The 20,108-nt window shown below is 55.6% G+C and carries 17 protein-coding genes; 5 read left to right on the top strand and 12 right to left on the bottom strand.

Annotated features, from left to right (window positions below):
- Positions 1 to 142: 142 nt before the first annotated feature.
- The 3 genes from ACR0JR_RS06010 to ACR0JR_RS06000 all read left to right on the top strand — a co-directional run bounded on the left by ACR0JR_RS06010 (position 143) and on the right by ACR0JR_RS06000 (position 3,305).
- A complete protein-coding gene (locus ACR0JR_RS06010) occupies positions 143 to 1,138 on the top strand; it encodes a taurine ABC transporter substrate-binding protein (RefSeq protein ID WP_010441535.1) in 996 nt (331 codons plus the stop codon).
- Positions 1,139 to 1,236: 98 nt separating this feature from the next.
- Positions 1,237 to 2,043 (top strand): taurine ABC transporter ATP-binding protein, encoded by an 807-nt coding sequence (locus ACR0JR_RS06005; RefSeq protein ID WP_010441534.1) that lies wholly within the window; start codon positions 1,237 to 1,239, stop codon positions 2,041 to 2,043.
- The gene (locus ACR0JR_RS06000) at positions 2,040 to 3,305 is read left to right on the top strand and encodes an ABC transporter permease subunit (RefSeq protein ID WP_319544560.1); all 1,266 of its coding nucleotides are present in this window, start codon (positions 2,040 to 2,042) and stop codon (positions 3,303 to 3,305) included. Before ACR0JR_RS06005 ends, ACR0JR_RS06000 begins: the two co-directional genes overlap by 4 nt.
- A gap of 624 nt (positions 3,306 to 3,929) precedes the next feature.
- Here ACR0JR_RS06000 and ACR0JR_RS05995 read toward each other — a convergent pair.
- The 12 genes from ACR0JR_RS05995 to ACR0JR_RS05940 form a co-directional block, all read right to left on the bottom strand.
- Positions 3,930 to 4,856 (bottom strand): carbohydrate kinase family protein, encoded by a 927-nt coding sequence (locus ACR0JR_RS05995; protein ID WP_480455408.1) that lies wholly within the window; start codon positions 4,854 to 4,856, stop codon positions 3,930 to 3,932.
- Between the two features lie 38 nt (positions 4,857 to 4,894).
- Entirely contained in the window at positions 4,895 to 6,751 is a 1,857-nt protein-coding gene (locus ACR0JR_RS05990; RefSeq protein ID WP_480455407.1) for a family 1 glycosylhydrolase, read from the bottom strand.
- A 67-nt stretch (positions 6,752 to 6,818) separates the two neighbouring features.
- On the bottom strand, positions 6,819 to 8,732 hold the full coding sequence (locus ACR0JR_RS05985) for a beta-galactosidase (RefSeq protein ID WP_480455406.1): 1,914 nt from the start codon (positions 8,730 to 8,732) through the stop codon (positions 6,819 to 6,821).
- Positions 8,729 to 9,589: an SMP-30/gluconolactonase/LRE family protein gene (locus ACR0JR_RS05980; protein ID WP_170780457.1), complete on the bottom strand. Its 861-nt coding sequence runs from the start codon at positions 9,587 to 9,589 to the stop codon at positions 8,729 to 8,731. The genes ACR0JR_RS05985 and ACR0JR_RS05980 overlap by 4 nt, the downstream gene beginning before the upstream one ends.
- On the bottom strand, positions 9,586 to 10,191 hold the full coding sequence (locus tag ACR0JR_RS05975) for a 2-dehydro-3-deoxy-6-phosphogalactonate aldolase (protein WP_170774325.1): 606 nt from the start codon (positions 10,189 to 10,191) through the stop codon (positions 9,586 to 9,588). Before ACR0JR_RS05975 ends, ACR0JR_RS05980 begins: the two co-directional genes overlap by 4 nt.
- A complete protein-coding gene (locus tag ACR0JR_RS05970; RefSeq protein WP_480455405.1) occupies positions 10,188 to 11,081 on the bottom strand; it encodes a 2-dehydro-3-deoxygalactonokinase in 894 nt (297 codons plus the stop codon). Before ACR0JR_RS05970 ends, ACR0JR_RS05975 begins: the two co-directional genes overlap by 4 nt.
- A 4-nt stretch (positions 11,082 to 11,085) precedes the next feature.
- Positions 11,086 to 11,853 carry an SDR family NAD(P)-dependent oxidoreductase gene (locus ACR0JR_RS05965; RefSeq protein ID WP_480455404.1) on the bottom strand — a complete coding sequence of 256 codons (768 nt, stop codon included), beginning with the start codon at positions 11,851 to 11,853 and terminating at the stop codon, positions 11,086 to 11,088.
- Positions 11,853 to 13,562 carry an IlvD/Edd family dehydratase gene (locus ACR0JR_RS05960; RefSeq protein ID WP_480455403.1) on the bottom strand — a complete coding sequence of 570 codons (1,710 nt, stop codon included), beginning with the start codon at positions 13,560 to 13,562 and terminating at the stop codon, positions 11,853 to 11,855. The genes ACR0JR_RS05965 and ACR0JR_RS05960 overlap by 1 nt, the downstream gene beginning before the upstream one ends.
- Before the next feature lie 58 nt (positions 13,563 to 13,620).
- Positions 13,621 to 14,961, bottom strand: a complete 1,341-nt coding sequence (gene melA / locus ACR0JR_RS05955; protein WP_480455402.1) for an alpha-galactosidase — start codon at positions 14,959 to 14,961, stop codon at positions 13,621 to 13,623.
- 22 nt (positions 14,962 to 14,983) lie between these two features.
- The gene (locus tag ACR0JR_RS05950) at positions 14,984 to 15,832 is read right to left on the bottom strand and encodes a carbohydrate ABC transporter permease (protein WP_170475148.1); all 849 of its coding nucleotides are present in this window, start codon (positions 15,830 to 15,832) and stop codon (positions 14,984 to 14,986) included.
- A gap of 1 nt (position 15,833) precedes the next feature.
- Positions 15,834 to 16,760, bottom strand: coding sequence for a carbohydrate ABC transporter permease (locus ACR0JR_RS05945; protein ID WP_170475146.1), 927 nt, complete (start codon positions 16,758 to 16,760; stop codon positions 15,834 to 15,836).
- Between the two features lie 93 nt (positions 16,761 to 16,853).
- Complete coding sequence (locus tag ACR0JR_RS05940; protein WP_170475143.1) at positions 16,854 to 18,113, bottom strand: ABC transporter substrate-binding protein; 1,260 nt, start codon at positions 18,111 to 18,113, stop codon at positions 16,854 to 16,856.
- A 140-nt stretch (positions 18,114 to 18,253) separates the two neighbouring features.
- Between ACR0JR_RS05940 and ACR0JR_RS05935 the strand changes: the two genes are divergently transcribed.
- Positions 18,254 to 19,048 carry an IclR family transcriptional regulator gene (locus ACR0JR_RS05935; protein ID WP_480455401.1) on the top strand — a complete coding sequence of 265 codons (795 nt, stop codon included), beginning with the start codon at positions 18,254 to 18,256 and terminating at the stop codon, positions 19,046 to 19,048.
- Positions 19,045 to 20,103, top strand: coding sequence for a sn-glycerol-3-phosphate ABC transporter ATP-binding protein UgpC (locus ACR0JR_RS05930; RefSeq protein WP_170780451.1), 1,059 nt, complete (start codon positions 19,045 to 19,047; stop codon positions 20,101 to 20,103). Before ACR0JR_RS05935 ends, ACR0JR_RS05930 begins: the two co-directional genes overlap by 4 nt.
- Positions 20,104 to 20,108: the final 5 nt, after the last annotated feature.

Genomic DNA, 20,108 nt, shown 5'->3' with positions numbered 1-20,108 from the left:
CGAAACAAAGTTACGGTTTTTTCGCAACATGTTTTTTGATTTACGAAATTGAACCTTACCGACTATGGTTTCTCTTACTGATCCGTAGTCGACCATCGGAAATGGTCGAACTGACGGAACCAGCAGGGAGAAAATAATCGAAATGATCAAAAAATATCTGCTTACAACGGCCTATGCCGGGATTGCCGCTGTAACCGCCTCACAAGCCGCAGCGCTTGATGAAATAACGGTTGCGTACTTTTTGGAATGGCCGATGCCGTTCCAGTATGCGAAAGCAAACGGGACCTATGAAGACGAGATGGGGGTCAAGATCAATTGGGTGTCCTTCGACACGGGCACTGCAATGTCTGCCGCCATGGCTTCAGGCGACGTTCAGATCGCGGTCAGCCAGGGTGTACCGCCTTTTGTCGTAGCCACGTCTGCCGGTCAGGATCTGCAGGCCGTGGATGTCGCGGTAAGCTATTCGGACAATGACAATTGTGTCGTCGCTGAAGCGCTTGAAATCGACAAGACAAATGCAGGTGAGCTGAATGGCAAGAAGGTTGGCGTTCCGATTGGGACCGCCGCGCATTATGGCTTCTTGTCACAGATGGACCATTTTGGCGTCGATCTAAGCTCGCTGGAAATTGTCGATATGGCTCCTGCCGATGGGGCAGCCGCCTTTGCGCAAGGCAACCTGGACATGGTATGCGGCTGGGGTGGTGCGCTGCGGCGCATGACCGAGCACGGCAATATCTTGCTGACTGGTGCTGAGAAGGAAGAGCTTGGCATTCTTGTTTTCGATGTGACCAGTGCTCCGTCTTCCTTCATCGAAGAAGAACCGGAACTGCTCTCGAAGTTTCTCAAAGTGACCGCAGACGCCAATGCGCAATGGGCCGCTGGGGACAACAAGGATGATATGTTGGCAGTCATCGCCAAGGATGCAGGTATGGATCCAAGCGATGCTGCAGCAACGATCGCTACATTCAGTTTCCCGACAGCCGAAGAGCAATTGTCGGACAAATGGCTTGGTGGTGGTGCTCAAGACTTTATGAAGGGCGTCGCAAACGTCTTTGTATCAGCGGGTAGCATCGATTCCGCGCTGGATTCCTATGAAGGTGCTGTGAATGCAGATCCGCTGAGCTCAGCCTCAAACTGAGATCGGGACGAACATTCGACAACTAAAATAATGCAGATCGCTGGGGACTGGTCCGGTTGCGGGCCGGTCCCCAGATGCAACAGCAGGAAGGAAACAGAATGCCTGAATTGGACATCGTAGACCTGTCCATGCGTTTTGACTTGCCTAACGGTACTTCAGTGCAGGCGCTCCAGGACGTATCGCTTAGTCTGAAAGAAGGTGAACTGGTCTCGGTTCTTGGCCCATCAGGATGCGGCAAGACAACTTTGCTGAACATTGTTGCGGGCTTTCTTGCACCGACCTCAGGGCGCATTGAGCTGAATGGGCATTTGGTCAAAGGTCCGGATGCGGAACGCGGAATGGTGTTTCAAAAAGGCGCCCTATTCGAGTGGATGAACGTGCGCGAGAATGTGGATTTTGGGCCACGTATGAAGGGCATGCCAAAAGCAGAACGAGACAAGATATCGGATCATTTGCTTGAGGTCGTGGGCCTACAGGATTTCAAGGAAAAGGCTGTTTACGAATTGTCTGGGGGTATGCAGCAGCGTGTCGCACTGGCGCGATGCCTGGCAAACGAGCCCGATGTGATCCTGATGGATGAACCGCTTGGTGCTTTGGACGCGTTGACACGTGAAAAAATGCAGGGCCTGGTTCTGAAGCTATGGAAAGAAACTGGTAAGACAATCATTCTGATCACCCACTCGGTGGAAGAAGCCCTGTTGCTGGGTGAGCGATTGATCGTCATGGCCCCGCGCCCTGGACGAATTCACAAGGAATATAATCTGCCATTTGCCGAGCGAGGTGTGAACGCTGACCTTCGTGACGTGAAAAAGTCCGAGGGCTTTGCGGAAACGCGCGACGAAATCCTTTCGATGATTTGGGAAATGGAAGAGGAAATCATGGGCCGGACGGAGCAAGCATCATGATGGTACTTCTTTTTTATATCGGCCTGTTCGGCGGCGCATTTCTGATCGTGCATCTGCTGCGCAGGGGTTTGCAAAGCCGTCAGGACTTTACGAGCCTCAAAACTGTGACGTTTGGCGATGAAAGTGCAGTACGCGCAGACCGGGCAGCGTCGATTATCTCGATCCTTGTGATCTTTGTGATTTGGGCCGCGTTTACCGGTTCAAAACTGCTGCCCATTCATGTCCCTGGCCCCTTTGTCGGGGATTTGCAGTTTACGTACACAGTCGAAGACGCAAACGGCAACACAGATGATGCCACGATCTATGTAAAGGTTCCCCCTTTTGGAGAGGAGGCGGAGAGCTTTGAGGTTGAGCCTGGTGACGGCTTTGCCAAGGATGTCGCCTTTGTCGCGCCCAGCGGTCGTTCCTCGACCATCTTGTTCGACAAAAATGATGAGGTGAAGCGCAAAGATGGCGCGAAGATCATCGCCATCAATGGCACGGCGATTGGCGAGGATGGTTCTGTTAGCGTGGGCGATGGCACAGTATCACTGACCGGAAAAGGCGCGATCAGCTTCACTCCGGCGCAGGGTATGCAGATGAACCCGATCTGGTTGCCGGCACCCGAAACTGTTGTCGCGCGCTTCTTCGAGATAGCCAGCGAAGGCTATCAGAACTTCTCGCTTTGGCAGCATCTTGGTTGGTCGTTGTTGCGGGTTATCGCGGGCTTTGTCGCCGGAGCGCTCATCGGCATTCCGCTCGGATACGCCATGGGATTGTCTGGCTGGTTCCGGGGCTGGTTTGACCCAATCGTAGAGTTCATGCGCCCTGTGCCGCCATTGGCGCTGATCCCGTTGGTCATCATCTGGTTTGGCATCTGGGAGACCGGTAAGATCGTCCTGCTGTTCCTAGCTGCGCTTTGGATCATGACTATTGCTGCACGTGCAGGTGTGTCTGGTGTGAACATCTCAAAAATCCACGCGGCATACTCGCTGGGGGCGTCGAAGTGGCAGATCATGCGCCATGTGATTGTACCCAACTCGTTGCCCGAGATATTCACCGGCGCACGCGTCGCCATGGGTGTATGCTGGGGTACTGTTGTGGCGGCCGAACTTGTCGCGGCACAGAAAGGGGCTGGTATGATGATCATCGCGGCCTCGAAATTCCAGCTGACGGATATAGTCATCATGGGCATCGTGCTGATCGGCATCATCGGCTACGGCATCGATATCCTGATGCGCAAGGCTGAAAACTGGCTGGTTCCGTGGAAAGGCCGGAGCTGACCTTCATCATCGAAGTCTGCTTTTGCTGAACTAACAACTAAGCTGCCTCCGAATAATTTCGGGGGCAGCTCTTTATTTGAAGCTGGTCTCTTGCCTCGTATTGGTTGGCAGCAAAACACTGCTTTGTTTCCATATCCAAAGAAAATCCGATGTTAGGATGTTAGATAGCGTGAGGATCTAGCTGCGCGCTCTCAGGGGAGCAAAATGTGACAAGCATTTTATGGCGTATTGCGGTATCGGTGCCGGGATATTGACGGACGCCGATGCACGGTTTCTGGATGGTCTGATCTCAAGGCTGAAGAGAATCTTTACCAATTTGTTAACGGGTGAGGTCGCACCAATCATACTTGGCTGGATCATGTTGGTGCTCTGTCGCTTCAGCCGATCGGGTCCTCAGCGTCGCCAGAGTGCCTGCAGGCCACAATCTCTCTCATATCGTGTACCTCAAACCTAGCGCCAATATATCCGTAGAGGAATTAAGTTGATCAGCAGATAGTAATCTGCTTGGGCAAGACCTGACTGCGTTGCAGCCCAACTGCCAAATTCACTACGTTTGAAGGGGCATAATATTCACTGAGGGGTGACCTCAAGATGTTTTCCATCACTTCCGGAATCTGTCCAAAATCAGAGGTCCTGCACCCAGGGTGGGTTTGCCCCGGCGCGCGATACGGTCACCGCGGCAACTTTTGCCCCAAACTCCAGTGCGTCGCGTAAATTGTTTGACGGCAAGGCGCGCAGTGATAGCTTATCTAATTGACCCGCGTGACTTAGTGCGGCCAGCACGCCCGCGTTGAATGTATCTCCGGCACCGACGGTATCCATGACTTTAACCCTCTGAACTGGTACCGAGACCTCAGTTCCATCTGCGAGATAGCCGGATGCACCGTCGCCCCCTTTGGTCACGATCACGACAGCAGGACCTGCTTGTAGCAGCAGTGGGACTTTCTCGGCATGGTTTTCGGGACCGGGGATAATCCAATCAAGATCCTCGTCTGATACCTTAATTATGTCAGTCTTGGCGATCATGTGGTTCAGCCGGGTCCGGTATCGGGTCTGATCCTTGATGAATCCCGGACGAATGTTTGGGTCCAGCATTACCGCACGCTCTGCGCCATGGCGTTCAAGCAAGGCAGCGTAGGCATCGGCGCAGGGTTCGCAGGCCAAGCTGATCCCACCAAAATACAATGCCGAGATGCCCGGTAGTTTATCGGGCATATCTTCTGGCCTCAGCATTCGCCCAGCAGAATTCTCATCAACAAAACTGTAGGTGGCATGCCCATCTTTCAACTGCACAAAAGCCAGCGTCGTTGGACGATCCGAGCGAACAGCATGTGTAGTTGTGACGTGGCTGATTTGTAGGGCGGCTATTAGTTGTTCCCCGAACATATCCGTTGACAAACCTGTCAATAGACTCGTCGAGACACCTAAGCGCCCCAACGCGACCGCGGTATTGAAGATGGCTCCGCCGGAGTGAGGAACAAAACCCTTTGCACCCGAAACCGTTGGTTCTGCGATCATGTCGATCAGAGCTTCTCCGCAGCACAGGATCATCCTGCAGTCCTTCGTTGTTCAGAAAAGGCGTGGTTAGTTTAACGTGCGAGCGCATTCTTACAGAAATTGTTAGCGCCAACAATGCCAAATTCATCCTGTTCCGAAACATACAAGTTCATCGCTTTACGCAAATCATCGAAACGTCCGCCAGCGTTGAATGCACGTAGAAAATCCTGGCCGAACAACCAACGGTTCTTTTCAGCCACCCCTCCAACTAGAAACACCCCACCTGTAGGCGTCAAGGCGACGGCAAGGTCTCCCATAAGTGCACCCAGATGTTCAGTAAACATACGAGCGGCTTTTACTGCGCAGGCATCAGAACCATCTTGCGCATCCTGAAGAATGTCTTTTGCCGAACGCATGGCGACATTGAGCTGACCTTCAGTCAACCCAATCGCCTGATAAAGCACCGGCAGCCCGGTGCCGCTTAGAAACATCTCGGCTTCGATGGCCAGCGTATCACTGAAGAAACACTCTGGTACGATCTGACGTGCGGCGTTAAAAACCTCGACCTCATCCAGATGGCGCGGCGATAGACCCATATGGCCCCCCTCGCCAGACACAGTGTGAAAATGACCCTCGGAGTAGAGCAGGGCGCCTACGCCCAATCCTGTCCCCGGCCCGACGACCAAGCGCGTCCCTAGAGGCGGTGATGCCTCACCCTGCAGAACTTCGACATCATTCTGGGTAATTTCGGCAACTGACCAAGCGGCTGCTGTGAAATCGTTTATGACATAGGTGTGGTGCGCGCCTGTGGCTTTGGCCAGAGCGTCCTCGGAGAGATCGAGATTGGCATTGGTCAGACGAATTGTGCCATTCTTAACGGGTCCTGCACCTGCGGCGACAACCGCGCGCGGCTGGGTGCCAATTTCGTCACACAATTCATGAAGCGCCTCCTGCAGATCGCTGACGGTCCCGGTGGGGTGCTTGCGCAGATCAGTCAGTTCCCCCTCAGTCACGACGCCAAGTCTTGTATTGGTGCCACCGATATCGGCAACAAGGTTCCAATGCGCGTGCAGCCCTCCTTTTGGGCGAACCCATGGCGCAGGTTGGCTGCCAACATTCAGGAGTAGCTGAAGCGCATCGGCTGTGCTGCTACTCTCGTATTCAAAGAAAGCCCCTTGAATCAAGCTGCCCTGTTTTAGAGCGATGTGTATCGCATCAAATCCATGGGTCAGGTCTGAAGTATCATTCGAAGCCAGATTGATGAAAACCGGCAATGGCTTTTTGTGTTCAGAAATTATGTTCAGCACGGTGTCAACATCGACGTCCTGACTTACTGTCACGCTGAGCCAGTCATTCGGTTCTGCGATGGTTGCGAAATCATCTGACCAGTTGTCGGGAAGGTAATTCTCCACTCGGTCCAGCAGCACCTCGGGGTACTTCGCGTTCAGAATTGAATCGAGCAAGACTGGTTCAAGCTCTGCGCCTAGGTTGGTCAAACCATAGCTGCGCATTTCTTGACGAGCAGCGCCTTGAGCAAGCAGTTGATGGTGCAGACTGCGGGCTTCGATGCGTGGGCTGCCTTGGTTTTTTGTCCTCAGGCACGAGGTTGAGACCTTGAATAGGCGATCGCCCATCCGCGCCACGATTGTTTCAGCGAAATCCGAGAAATATGCGGCTATTTCTCGATTGCACCAGCCGCCAATGTCTTCCAGTGCTGGGGGTAACTCTGAATGATCTAGCACCACACATGGCCGGAGGTTCAGAGACAGAATTTGATCGATCCGCTGTTCGCACTGATCCAACGCATCAGTATCAGGTGTGCGACCATCTGGCAGGATATCAATCCAACGGATTGGGATGCGGTACATATCTAACCCTGTGGCCATTTCAGCAGGGGCATTCGCCCCAAATAGGAAGCCATCGGGAAAGTCTGAACGGGTGTAATTCATTGTCGCAACCTGTTGGAGCCATGTCCTGCGTCATGCCCTCTATCAGGTTATGTTAGCGGTATCTATATTAACGTTGATATGAGCCGTGTTTCCTGAACAGGACATCACAACCTTCGATCTGAAGGCCATTCCACGAAACCGGATGCGCATTGTAATTGATCAATACCTCATGCGACTGCGTCTCGCCCCGTCGTAGTCCCGGTGGCATTGGGTGGAGCACAAGATTGGTGCCCTGAGCAGCCATCGTAATCACCCGATCCCAAAGCGCCTCATCCGGGAATCCGGCCAGATACCAAAGCCCCGCTTCACCGTGCAGGGCAGGGGTGCCATCGGTGAATGTTAGCAGAGTCTTGGCTTCACCCGACAAACGTTCAACCCAATGTTCCGACTTGCCACCCCCGTCGACGGTGCGGACCACGCTGGGTGGTAGCGTTTCGATCAGGTTAACATGTGTATCAAGATAGTTGAGGCCGGGAGGCCCTTCGCGAGGGATTTGAAAGTCTTCCGTGATTGCTCCGCTACGCGGACCCAGAATGGCCAGATCACAACCCTGTATCAGCCGCTGTTCCAGATCTTCCAGCACAGCTACGCCCGGTGCGAGGATCAGGTTGTAGTGGTTTTCGCCGACCATAGACGGAGAAAGAAAGTCCACTGACAATCCGGCGCGTCGCAATGCGCGGTAGGCTGAGAACACCAACTTGAAATAGTCGAATCCGGCACCCTGAGGCTGCGTGGACCATGCCCAGTCCGACGCATAGTCGAACACAATCGCTACAGGCGCGCGTGCCGGATGGACCTCGCCCAGTGCGGCCAGATCGACGGCAGTTTGGCGCGCCTCGGTCAATCCGGGTGCGTCGTGGCCATTTGGGGTCATCAGGCCGGCATGCATCTGTTCCTGACCGAACGGTGCTTGTCGCCAGCGGAAGTAGCTAACAACTTCGGCCCCGTGTGCCACGGCCTCAAGCGACCACAGGCGCACCATACCGGGCAGGGGGGCTGGGTTATATGGGGCCCAGTTCACCGGGCCGGGCTGTTGCTCCATCACCCACCAGCGGCCATGACCGACAGCGCGGTAGAGGTCGTGGTGAAAGGCCTGCATGTCGGGATCGCCCTGCTGCAGAAACGCGGTTTTGTGCGCCTCATCCGCTTCCAGACGATCCGAAAGGAAGCCAATCGGATAGCTGTCCCATGTGGCGATATCGAGATCATTCCCGACATCGAAATGATCAAATTCCAGCACGCGACCCATGTAATTGTGCAACAATGGTGCATCCGTCAGCGGGCGCAGCGCGTCGACCTGGGCCTTGTTGAACGCCACCACCTGATCCGAACTGAACCTGCGAAACGCCAGGACATGCGCTGGGTTGGGCTCGGTCACGGTTTGGTTCGGCAACTCGATCTGATCGAAGCTATTGTACTCCATCGACCAGAACACATTGCCCCATGCTGTGTTCAGTGCATCGATCGAGCTGTAGCGATCCGCGAGCCAATGGCGAAACGCTTCCAAAGCTGCCTCGCTGTAGCTGATTGTCGTATCGTGACAGCCATATTCGTTGTCGACCTGCCACGCCGCGATATGCGGGTTACGGCCATAACGCTGACCTATAATCTGCGCGATCCGCCTGCATTCGTCGATATAGCCTGCGTGACTAAAACAATAGTGTCGGCGCGAGCCAAATTTGCGCGGATCACCATTGGCGTCCATGGCCAGCATGTCGGGATACTTGTCCAGCATCCAACGTGGCGGAGTTGCCGTTGGTGTGCCCAGCACAATCTTCAAGCCCGCAGCGCCTAGGGTTTCAATCGCGCGATCCAACCAGCCAAACTGTAGATCGCCCGGAGTGGGCTCCATCCGGCTCCAAGCAAATTCTCCGATCCTGACCCAGGTCAGGCCGGTCTCGATCATGCGTGCCGCATCTTTGGCCCAATTCTCTTCGGGCCAGTGTTCGGGGTAATAGCAGACGCCAAGTTCTGGCTTCATATGATAACTCTGTGCTCCGCTTGACCTTCGCCAACATTTGCGGCGGCGAGGGTCATGCCGTTTGTTGGTGTTTTTGTCAGTGTGTCGGCTTCAAGCCCTTGTCGGGCGGAGGTGCAAAACAACGTTGTCAGATCGTTGCCACCAAAACTCGGGCACGACGTGTGTTTGGCGTTGAAATGGACTGATTTCAAGAATTGACCGGCTGGCGTATAGGCCGCGACCCGGCTTGCACCCCATTGAGCGATCCAGATATTGCCGGTGCTGTCGACAACAGCCCCATCCGGGTTCAAGCCGTCGCTTTGCAGGTCAAGGAACACGGCGGCTTCGCCCATGGGCCAGCCAGTCTCCGCATCCAGTTCCCAGCGCATGACCTGTTTGGTCAAAGTATCGCTGTAATAGGCACAGGCGCGGTCAGGCGCGAAACAGATCGCGTTCGAAATCGTCACCTCCCGAACCAATGGCCTTAGCTCACCTTTCCAATACCTGTAAATCGATCCGGCGCCCGTTTCAGCATTCTTGCCCATGGTGCCAATCCAGAACCCACCCCAAGGATCGGCGCGGCCGTCATTAGATCGAGTCACCGGGTTGTCGGCCTCAATCGGAACAATCAAATCCTTGGCGTGGCTACCCAGCTCAAATCGCCACAGACCTGTCTCTGATGCGATCAGCAGGGTTTCGTTGTCGACCCAACCAGCGGCGGAGACATGTTCTTCAAATTCCCAGACCTGAGCTTGGTCGCCTTCTCTGGACATCAGGCGATTGCTAAGAATGTCAAACCAGAAAAGCTGTTTTCGCTCCGGGTGCCACAATGGTCCTTCACCCAATTCGCAGGGGCGATCATCGTAAACGTGGCTCATTTCGTTGACTCGTCATAGGCTGCCACGATCTGCTGGGCGTGGTCTGATACTTCAGCAACAGACATGCCAGGCTTGTAAAGCGCTGAGCCAATCCCGAAGCCATCGGCACTGGCCTTGATCCATTGATCAAAATTCTCTGGGCCCGCGCCACCGACGGCATATACCTGCGTGCCAGGTGGTAGTATGGCCCGCATTGCGGCCAAGCCTGAGGGGCCAGCCATCGACCCGGGGAACAATTTCAACCCAGTTGCTCCAGCTTGTAGGGCCGTGAAAGCTTCGGTCGGGGTGAAAACGCCTGGCCAGCTTTGCAATTCAAGTGCAATAGCACGTTGGACTACCGATACATCACAGTTCGGTGAAACGATAAGTTTGCCGCCAGCGTCCGCTACCGCATCAACCTGATCGGGGGTAAGCACAGTTCCTGCGCCAATAAGTGCCCGATCACCGATATCCGAGGCTAGGATACGGATGCTTTCCAGAGGATCGGGTGAATTCAGCGGTACTTCGATCCGGTCAATACCCGCTTGCACCAACGCGTGCCCGACAGGCCCCGCCTCATCAGGTGTCAGCCCGCGCAAGATGGCGATTATGGGACGGCTCATGCGGTTTGCCTCGTGAGTGTGCGGGCCTGTGCCAGCCCCGCTAGTGTTGTCGCGGTTGCGTCAACGGTTTCGACCAATGCGCCTTGCTGCTGTAGTGCGGTGGCGTAGGCCTTGGTTAGACTTTCCGAGCCGATGACTGCCAATTGCTGACCCAGCCAATAGGGCCGCGATGCGGCAAGCTCTGCACCTATCAGGAAGCCCGAAAGACTGGCATGCGCGATGTTCTTATTCTGACCATGCAGCAAGTCAGCCGCCCGTAATCCAAAGAGTCGCGCAGCAAGCTGTTCAGGTTTCGATAGCGTATCCGCCACAGCGTCAATGAAGCTTGCTTCGTCCCATCCATCATCAATTGAATGCCGAAGAACGGATTGCCCGCACAGCAGATCAAACATCTCACCGGTCATAAAGGTTCGGAAACTGACAACTTCACCAGCACTGATCTGGGCCCATTTTGTATGCGTGCCGGGCAGGCAAATCACACCGTCCCAACTCTGATGCGCACTGAGGAACCCTGCGATCTGAGTCTCTTCACCGCGCATCACATCGGGGGGGCTGTTCTGCTTTAGTCCCGGAACTACGAAGGCCCGAATACGCGGATCGGTGTTTGGAACGCGGAAGGGTACGACCGGGATTGGCTCGGACGGCACGGCGGAATAGGGCGCCTCGACCCAGCCCTGCCGCGCACCAACCATTCCGCAGGCGATCACGTCTACTGGCTTCTCAGGCAGCCAGTCTTTGATCAGAGCCAACAGAGCTGCCTGAAAATCTCCCCCAGCCGTGCGCGACATACCATCCTGCGAAACCGCCTGAGCGATCACTCTTTCTCCCTGCATGGCCCAGACGCGCAGATGAGAGGTACCCCAGTCAACAGCGATCCACTCAACATTCATAGCGTTACCCCGTTACCACAACGCCGCCGTCGACAACCATGCATTGACCCGTCATGGCATGGCTTGCGCTTGAGGCCAGAAACAGGGTTGGTGCGATCATGTCTTCGGGCGTTAGATGTTCTTTCAGGCATTGGCGATCCAAATGCGCGGCCAGATCTTCGGGCGTTGCCCACATGTCCAGCTGTTTCTGCGTCAGAACCCATCCCGGAGCCAGTGCATTGACCCGGATTTTCTGAGGCCCAAGCTCGCGCGCCAAAGAGCGAGTCATACCGGTGATTGCCGCGTTTGAGCTGGTGTAGATCGGATAGCCTGCGTTCCCCATCATGTAACTGATTGAACTGAAATTGATGATCGACCCGCCGTTGTCTTTCATTTGCCGCGCGGCTTCCTGACAGGCAAAGTAATAAGCTTTGAGATTCACCTCGATCATCCAGTCCCAGAAATCGGGAGTGGTTTCCTCAAGCGAGTGACGCTTGTCATTGGCTGCATTGTTGACCAGCACTTTCAGTGGGCCATGAGCTTCGGCTGCTTTGGCCATGGTGGCGTGCAGCAATTCGGTGTCGGTCATGTCGCCCTGAAAGAACAAGGGTGCGCGGCCATGTTTGTCGCGCATCTCTTCGACAAAGGCGCTTGCGTCCGAGCGGCCTATGAAGGCGACATTTGCCCCTTGGCTCATGAAGCCGTCGGTGAGTGCCGCGCCAACACCCGATCCACCACCGGTAATGTAAACGGATGCGCCGCGCAGGTCTTGAAAGGTGGCAGGTTGATCCATCAGTGGCTCTCTCTCGTCACAAGGCGCGTGTCTTTGCCCACAAGAAAATCAAGGTCCGCGCCGCGATCGGCTTGCAGCACGTGATCGATATAGAGTTTCGCATATCCACGCGTGTAATGCGGATCGTCCGGTTGCCACAGGGCGCGGCGGGCGTCCAGTTCCTTTTCGTCGACCAGCAGTTCCAGCTCGCCCTTGCTGGCGGACACCCGAATACGGTCACCGGTCTTGACCAAGGCGAGTGTACCACCGGCTTGCGCCTCGGGGCTGACATGCAGGATGACCGTTCCGAAGGCCGTGCCAGACATACGCGCATCCGAGATGCGGAGCATGTCGCGTACGCCTTCTTTGACCAGCTTGGCCGGGATCGGCATGTTCCCAACCTCGGGCATACCCGGATAGCCCTTAGGACCACAGCCTTTGAGGACCAGAATGGTCTCGGGTGTAACAGGCAGATCGTCGCGGTCGATATTAGCTTTCAGGTCCTCGATGCTCTCGAAAACATATGCTTCGGCCTCGGTTTCCAACAGTGCGTCTGTGGCCGCCGAAGGTTTCACGATCGCCCCGTTAGGCGCAAGATTTCCGCGCAGAACCCGCAGGCCAGCGGCGGGTTTTACCGGATCGCCAAGGGGGCGGATTACATCTGTGTTGAAACACTCAGCGCCTTCATAATGCGCCGAGATATCCTTGTTCAGAACGGTCGTTGCCGGGCGCAGGAAAGGTTTGAGTTCGCTCAGAACCACTGGCACGCCGCCCGCATAACAGAAATCCTCCATCAGGTATTTGCCTGACGGCATGCAATTGACCAGCAATGGGATTTCCGATCCGATTTCAAAGTCTTTCAAGGTCAGATCGACGCCCACGCGCCCTGCCAGCGCTAGAAGGTGGACCACCGCGTTGGTTGATCCTCCGACAGCTGCATTGGCGAGGATGGCGTTTTCAAAGGCTTCCTTGGTCAGAATGTCGGAGGGTTTCAGGTCTTCGTCCACCATCTCGACAATTCGTTTGCCGGTCAGATGTGCCAGTGCCATGCGGCGGGCGTCGACGGCGGGCAGGGCGGCGTTGGTGGGCAGGGACATGCCCATCGCCTCGACCAGCGAGGCCATGGTGCTGGCGGTTCCCATGGTCATGCAAACGCCCGCGCTGCGTGACATGCCGGATTCAGCATTCATGAAATCCTGAAGTGTCATCTCCCCGGCACGAACGGCCTCGGAGAACTTCCACACATCCGTGCCCGAGCCGATATCCTGACCCCGGTATTTGCCGTTCAGCATCGGGCCAGAGCTGACCACAATGGACGGCAGATCGACCGAGGCCGCACCCATCAGCTGCCCAGGTGTGGTCTTGTCACATCCGCCCAGAAGTACAACGCCATCGATACCATAGGCGCGGATGGATTCCTCAACATCCATCGCCAGCAGGTTGCGAAACAGCATGGCGGTGGGTTTCATCTGAGTTTCACCCAGCGACATTACCGGGAATTCGACAGGGAAGCCGCCCGCCTCCCAGACACCCCGTTTGACACCCTCGGCCAGATCACGCAGGCCCGAGTTGCAGGGCGTCAGTTCTGACCACGTGTTGCAGATGCCAATGATGGGCCGCCCGTCAAAGGCGTGGTCGGGGAAGCCCTGGTTTTTCATCCAGGACCGGTGAATGAACCCGTCCTTATCGAGTTTTCCGTACCAATGCTGTGAACGGCGTTTCTTGGTCATTTTTGGCTCTGTCTGTCTGACTTGCGTTAGAGTTGATTATACTTCGAATAGATGAAGATCAGGCCGCGCGGGCAGGTTGGCACCAATCGGGTAGCCAGTCGCCATGGGCGGAAAGCAGATCGGTGACGAGGCTGCGAATTTGGCGCAAATCCAACTCCGCCGCAGTATGGGGATCCATCATGGCGGCGTGATAGATGTATTCTGGGTTCTCTTCTGTCAGTGCACGAACCGTCAACTCTTGCACGTTGATCTGGGTCCGCATCAGAGCGATCAGCTGCGGCGGGATATCCGTAACCACGGAAGGTTGGACGCCATTTGCGTCGATTAGACACGGAGTTTCAACCGCGGCTCCCAGCGGCAGTTGCGGAATTTGACCCGTATTCGGTAGGTTGCCGTAAACTGTGTAAGGCGTATCTGTCACGATTGCGTTCATAAGGTTGGCGGCAAATTCGTGGCTTCGGGTTACTTCGATATCCCGACCATCGGTCAGTGTCTTGGCTTGGTTCTTCCAATTGGCCACCTGCTCGACGCAGCGGGTCGGGTATTCGTCCAGCGGTATGCTGAACTGTTCGATCAGGTCATTGCGTCCGTCTTTGATGAACCAAGGAACGTATTCTGCAAAATGCTCGGAACTTTCGGTGCAGAAGTAACCGAGATGATCCATCACTTCGTACCGGACTTTGTTCGGACAACGAGGCATGAGAAGCGGAGGCTTGGGCAGGTGCCCGGCGTGATAGCCCTGTCGCAGAGCAGGATAGATATCGCGGCCCTCATGCTCGAGTTTGAGAAAGAAGGCGACGTGGTTAATGCCTGCAACTTTGTAGCGAATATCCGCCTTGGGCAGATCCAGATCATGCGCCAGTTCCTCGACTGTGTTCTGGACAGAATGACACAGACCAACATGATTTAGTGCGGGGAAACGCTCGGCCAAAGCCCAGGTGTTGATGGCCATCGGATTCACGTATTGCAGCAGCGTAGCATTGGGGCAGAGTTGCATCATGTCCTGCGCGACACCCCACAGAACGGGCACAGTACGTAGGCCGCGCATGATGCCACCTACACCCAGCGTATCAGCGATGGTTTGGCGCAGGCCGTATTGTTTCGGGATTTCGAAGTCAGTCACGGTGCACGGCTCGTATCCGCCGACCTGAAAGGCAGTAATCACGAAATCCGCGCCGTCCAGCGCCGGGCGGCGATCCGTGTGGGTCGAGACGGTCGCACCCGTGCCGACTGATCGGATCATGGCCTTGGCCACAGCCTCGCTCTCGGCCAAGCGCACCGGATCAATATCCATCAACGCAAAATGGCTGTCGGCGAGGGCAGGGGTGAGCAGGGCGTCACCCACGATATTCTGCATGAAGATCGTGGAACCCGCACCTACAAAGGTGATCTTGGTCATGAGGTAAACCTCTGGTTTGACGTTATTTTACTGCACCGAGGGTCAGGCCCGCGATAAAGTGTTTCTGCATCAGGAAGAACATGGCAACAGGTGGTAGGGCTGCGACAATTGAACCGGCACTCATCAGCTGATAGGCGGCGCGGAATTGGGCGTTGAAGCTGGTGATCCCGGCGGTAACGGGCTGACTTTCGGCGCCTTGGGTCAGGACAACCGCCCAGAAATAATCGTTCCAGATGAAGGTGAAGATCAGCACGCTGAGCGCGGCAATTGCGGGCTTCATTAGCGGTAGGACCACATACCAGAAAATCCGCCATTCGCTAATACCTTCAACCCTCGCCGCCTCGATGAGTTCGAAGGGTAGGGCGCGGATGAAGTTGCGCATGAAGAGTGTGCAGAAGCCGGTCTGGAAGGCGATATGGAACAGAACAAGCCCGGTTTTGGTGTTGTAGAGGCCCAGTTCCAAAGTCAGATCGCGTACGGGGACCATCAAAATCTGGAAGGGGACAAAGTTGCCCGCCACGAACATGAAGAAAATCCAAAGGTTCGATTTGAACTTGTAGATTCCAAGCGCAAATCCGGTCATGCAGCTGAGCGCCACGGCTCCGATCACGGTGGGTACGGTGATCAGGAATGAGTTCAGCAAATATCGAGGCATGTCTGAATTAAAGAAGACCTGCCCATAGTTGAAAGCGCCCTCAAAGCTGGACGGCATGCCCCAATAGTTCGCGTTGGTGAAGTCTGCCGCCGGTTTGACCGAGAAAAGCGCAACGGCCAGCAACGGCCCCAGCCACAGCAACAGCGCCAGAGGCAGCATCGCCTGATAGGTGATCTGGGCCGCGCGGGGTTGTTTTTCGATGGGTTTGGGAAACATCTCAGTGCCCCTTTTCTTCGCGATACATCGACCACAGGAAATAGGCGATGAAGCAGAGCATGATGAGGAACAGGATCACCGCGATGGCGGCTCCGTATCCCATGCGGAAACCGTATTCGGACAGGGCGACTTCGAACATGTAATAGGCCAGCACACGGGACGACCCAAAAGGCCCCCCCTGTGTCATGATTGAGATCAAGTCAAAGCTGCGCAACGCACCGATGATGGTTACGACAAAAGCGATGAACGTCGCAGGTCGCAGTTGCGGCAGGATGATGTGCCACAGCATCCGCCCACCTTTTGCACCGTCAAGCCGTCCGGCCTCGATTTGCTCGGGGTCAACGGCGTTCAGGCCGGTGAGGTAGAGGATCATGCAATAGGCGGTTTGCGGCCAGAGCCCTGCGAAGATGATGCCATAGGTAACGAACCGTTCGTCGCCCAACACATTCAGCGGGCCCATACCGAATAAACCTAGGAATTCGTTCAACAATCCGAATGTCGGGTCGTAGAACCATGTGAAAACAAGGCCAACAACAACCTGAGAGATGACGAACGGAAAGAAGAACAAAGACTTATAGAGCCGTATGCCCCAGACCGTCTGATTCAGGAACAGTGCGATGAACAGGCCTGCGGGAATTGCAGCAAGATACAGGACCAACCAGATCAGGTTGTTCTTGAGCGAAATGTAGAATGCGTCACGGTCGACCCATTCCCAATACAGATCCTCATAATTGCGCATGCCTACATATTCGGCGGCTCCCAGCCCATCCCACTCGTAAAGAGACAGGTTGAAGGACTGAAACACCGGGATGATCACATAGACCAAGAAGAACAGCAGGCCCGGAGCCAGAAACAGCCAAGGCGCGATGCGCTGCTGGTTTCTGTGGAACCAGCTTTCCTGTTCTGGGGTGTCAACTACAGCGGTCATGGAACATCTCTGGTTAGGGGGTGAAGGCGGGCTGAAGCCCGCCCTACGATTTTGAATGGTTTAAGGCCGAACTGAGTTCGGCCCTAATTACACTTAGTTGTCGTAGATGCGCTCACGCGCGCGTTCCAGCTTGGCCAGAATCTTATCCGCATTGTCAGGCTTGACCATGAATTCCTGGAAGCCCTCCATCGAGACCTTGGCCATTTCTGCTGGTGCGTCACGGTCCCAGAACTGGGCAACACCGCCAGGGCTGTTGGACGACAGCATCGTGAAACCTTGCTGCAGGAACTTATCGTCATCTACCGCAGATTGCGCATTCACAGGCAATTGGCCGAGGTTTGCACCGTTGTTGATTTCGGTCTGCTCGTCCGCGGAAACCGCAAAACGCAGGAACTCACGCGCGGCTTCCTTGTTTGAGGCATTGGCCGGAATGTGGAACGTGTCCGTCGGCGCATCTTCGGCCAGTTCGACATCGGGGTTGATGGCAACGAACTGGTAGAAATCCAGCTGATCGTCCGTCAGACCCGCCTCACGTAGGGGCGCCACGGCGAAGTTGCCCATCAGATAGGCCGCCGCCTCGCCGTTGACCATGAAGGGCAGGGCTTCCTGCCAGCTATAAGTCTGGTGATTGTCGATGAACGCGCCCATGTCGATCAGCTGTTTCCAGTTGGCGAAGGTCTGCTTGACCCGGTCGTCTTCCCAGCTGATTTCACCATTTGCGAGCTGGTTGTGGAAATCGAACCCATTGGTGCGCATATTCAAGTAGTCAAACCAGCCACCAGCGGTCCACAAGAACTTGGTGCCGATGGTGTAGCAGGCGCGGCCTGAATCAACTATCTTCTGGCAATTGGCCAGCTCTTCTTCCCAAGTGGTTGGCTCGGTCAAGCCAAGTTCATCAAAGATGTCTTTGCGATAGTAAACCCCCCACTGATAGTATGTGTACGGGACACCCCATTGCTTTCCATCAATGGTCATCGCGCCTTTGGTGGATGCCAGATTGTCGGCGATTTCAGGCTCGGCCCACAGATCTGAGACGTCCTCGAACAGGCCCGCCTCGACATATGGCTTCATCCGGTTGGCAGCGTACCACGTGGCAACGTCAGGCGTGTCTGCCGTCAGGAAGTTGCGGATCTGGGTCTTGTATGCCTCACGGTCGATCACGGTGGTCTCGATTTCCAGACCGGGATGTTCAGCCGCGAATCGCTCGATCATCGCTTCCATCGTCGCGCGCGGCGCCGGGTTGGATGTATCGAGGAAGATTCGCAGCTCACCGGTCAGCTCAGCTGCAACAGGCGCAGCAAGTGCCACACTGGCAGCCAAAGCAGCTGCTGTGCGCTTGAACATGGAATGCATAGTTTCCTCCCTTAAGCTTCCATATTGGTTCCAAATATTGAAACCTTGTTTTATATATTGAAAACTACACATCGACTCGGCTAGTCTTGTCAAGACCCTCGTACCCAAGACCGGGGGAAAGCGGAGGAGAACAGGCACCCGTGGCAGGTGACGGAACAATAGGAAAAGCATGTGATGTGTTGGAACAGGTCGCGGCCTTCGGGCGCCCTGTGCGGTTTGGGGAATTGCTGGAAAGCAGCAAATTCCCCAAGGCGACGCTGTATCGCTTTCTGCAATCGCTGACCAATCAGGGCATGCTGCATTACGAACCGGAACGGCAAACATATTCTCCAGGGATGCGGTTGGTGCGGTTGGCTCATTCGGCATGGACCCAAAGCTCGCTTGCGCCCATTGCGCGGCCTTTCTTGGACGCCCTCAGCGCCGAGACAGGGGAAACGGTGCACCTGGCGCAGCTTGATTCCGGGCAGGTGCTTTATGTGGATAAACGCAATGCTCAGCGACCGATCGAGATGTATTCCGAGGCTGGCAAGGTCGGCCCGGCTTATTGTACCGGCGTCGGTAAGGCGATGATGGCTTATCTGGACGAGGCTCAGTTGGAGAAGACGATCTCGCAACAAAGCTTTCACCGGTTCACCGACAAGACACTGGCCTCGGAGAAGGCATTGCGAGCCGATCTCGAGCTGATCCGCAACCGGGGTTACGCGGTTGATGATGAAGAGCATGAGCCCGGCATCATCTGTATTGCCTGCCCGATCCTGACCTCCGGGGGCCGCATGTTAGGGGCTCTATCGGTGACGGGATCGACCGGAAGGATGGATTTCGAACAATTACAATCTTGGGTGCCTCGCGTCCGGCGCGTCGCTGAACAGATTGGCACAGAAGCACAGGCGTGGCGGTTCCCCGAGGGCCAACAGAATAGGATGCAAGCAACATGACAGGTGTAACCCTGAAAGGCGCGATCAAACGGTATGGCCAGACTCAGGTCATTCACGGGATCGATCTGCAGATTGAAGATGGCGAGTTTTGCGTGTTCGTGGGCCCTTCGGGCTGCGGCAAGTCTACGTTGTTGCGGATGATCGCGGGGCTTGAGGAAACCTCGGATGGTGAGATCCATATCGGCGCACGTGAAGTCACGCATGTCGACCCGGCCAAGCGGGGGGTGGCGATGGTTTTCCAGACCTATGCGCTCTATCCCCATATGACGGTGGCCGAGAATATGGGCTTTGGCCTGCGGATGAACGGTGTCGCCAAGGCTGAGATTGACCAGAAGGTTCAGGAAGCGTCGAATATCCTGAAACTCGACCAATATCTGAAACGCAAACCCAAAGCGTTGTCCGGCGGTCAGCGTCAGCGGGTTGCGATTGGGCGCGCCATTGTGCGCGGCCCCGAGGTGTTCCTGTTCGACGAGCCGCTTTCGAACCTTGACGCAGAGCTACGCGTGGAGATGCGGGTCGAGATTGCGCGACTTCATCAGGAAATCGGCGCAACGATGATCTATGTTACGCATGATCAGGTCGAGGCGATGACCATGGCCGACAAGATTGTGGTATTGCGCGACGGTCGGATCGAGCAGGTAGGTGCCCCAATGGACCTGTATCGTGACCCCGATAACAGATTCGTGGCGGGCTTCATTGGCTCTCCGGCCATGAACTTCTTAGAGTGCGATGTCGTGGATGGCATGGTGCGGCACCCTGCGCTGACTGATGCGATCCCGGTCACCGAAAGCGTTCCCAATGGGGCAGCGAAAGTGACGCTGGGCATTCGCCCCGAACATATTCAGGTGGATCGAAACGGTGACACCTGCACGGTTGATCTGACCGAAGCGCTGGGTGGTGTATCCTATTCCTATCTGCTTACGCCCAATGGCGATAAGCTGATTGTGGAAGAGCGGGACGACCAGCGCAGTACGACCGGTGACCGTATCGGGCTTTCGATCCGGCCCGAACGCGCGATGCTGTTCGATCCCGAGACGGGTCAGCGGCTGCGATAGGGCTT

It is taken from the genome of Ruegeria sp. AA3 (assembly GCF_056542905.1).
This window is presented reverse-complemented; position numbering and strand designations above follow the sequence as displayed.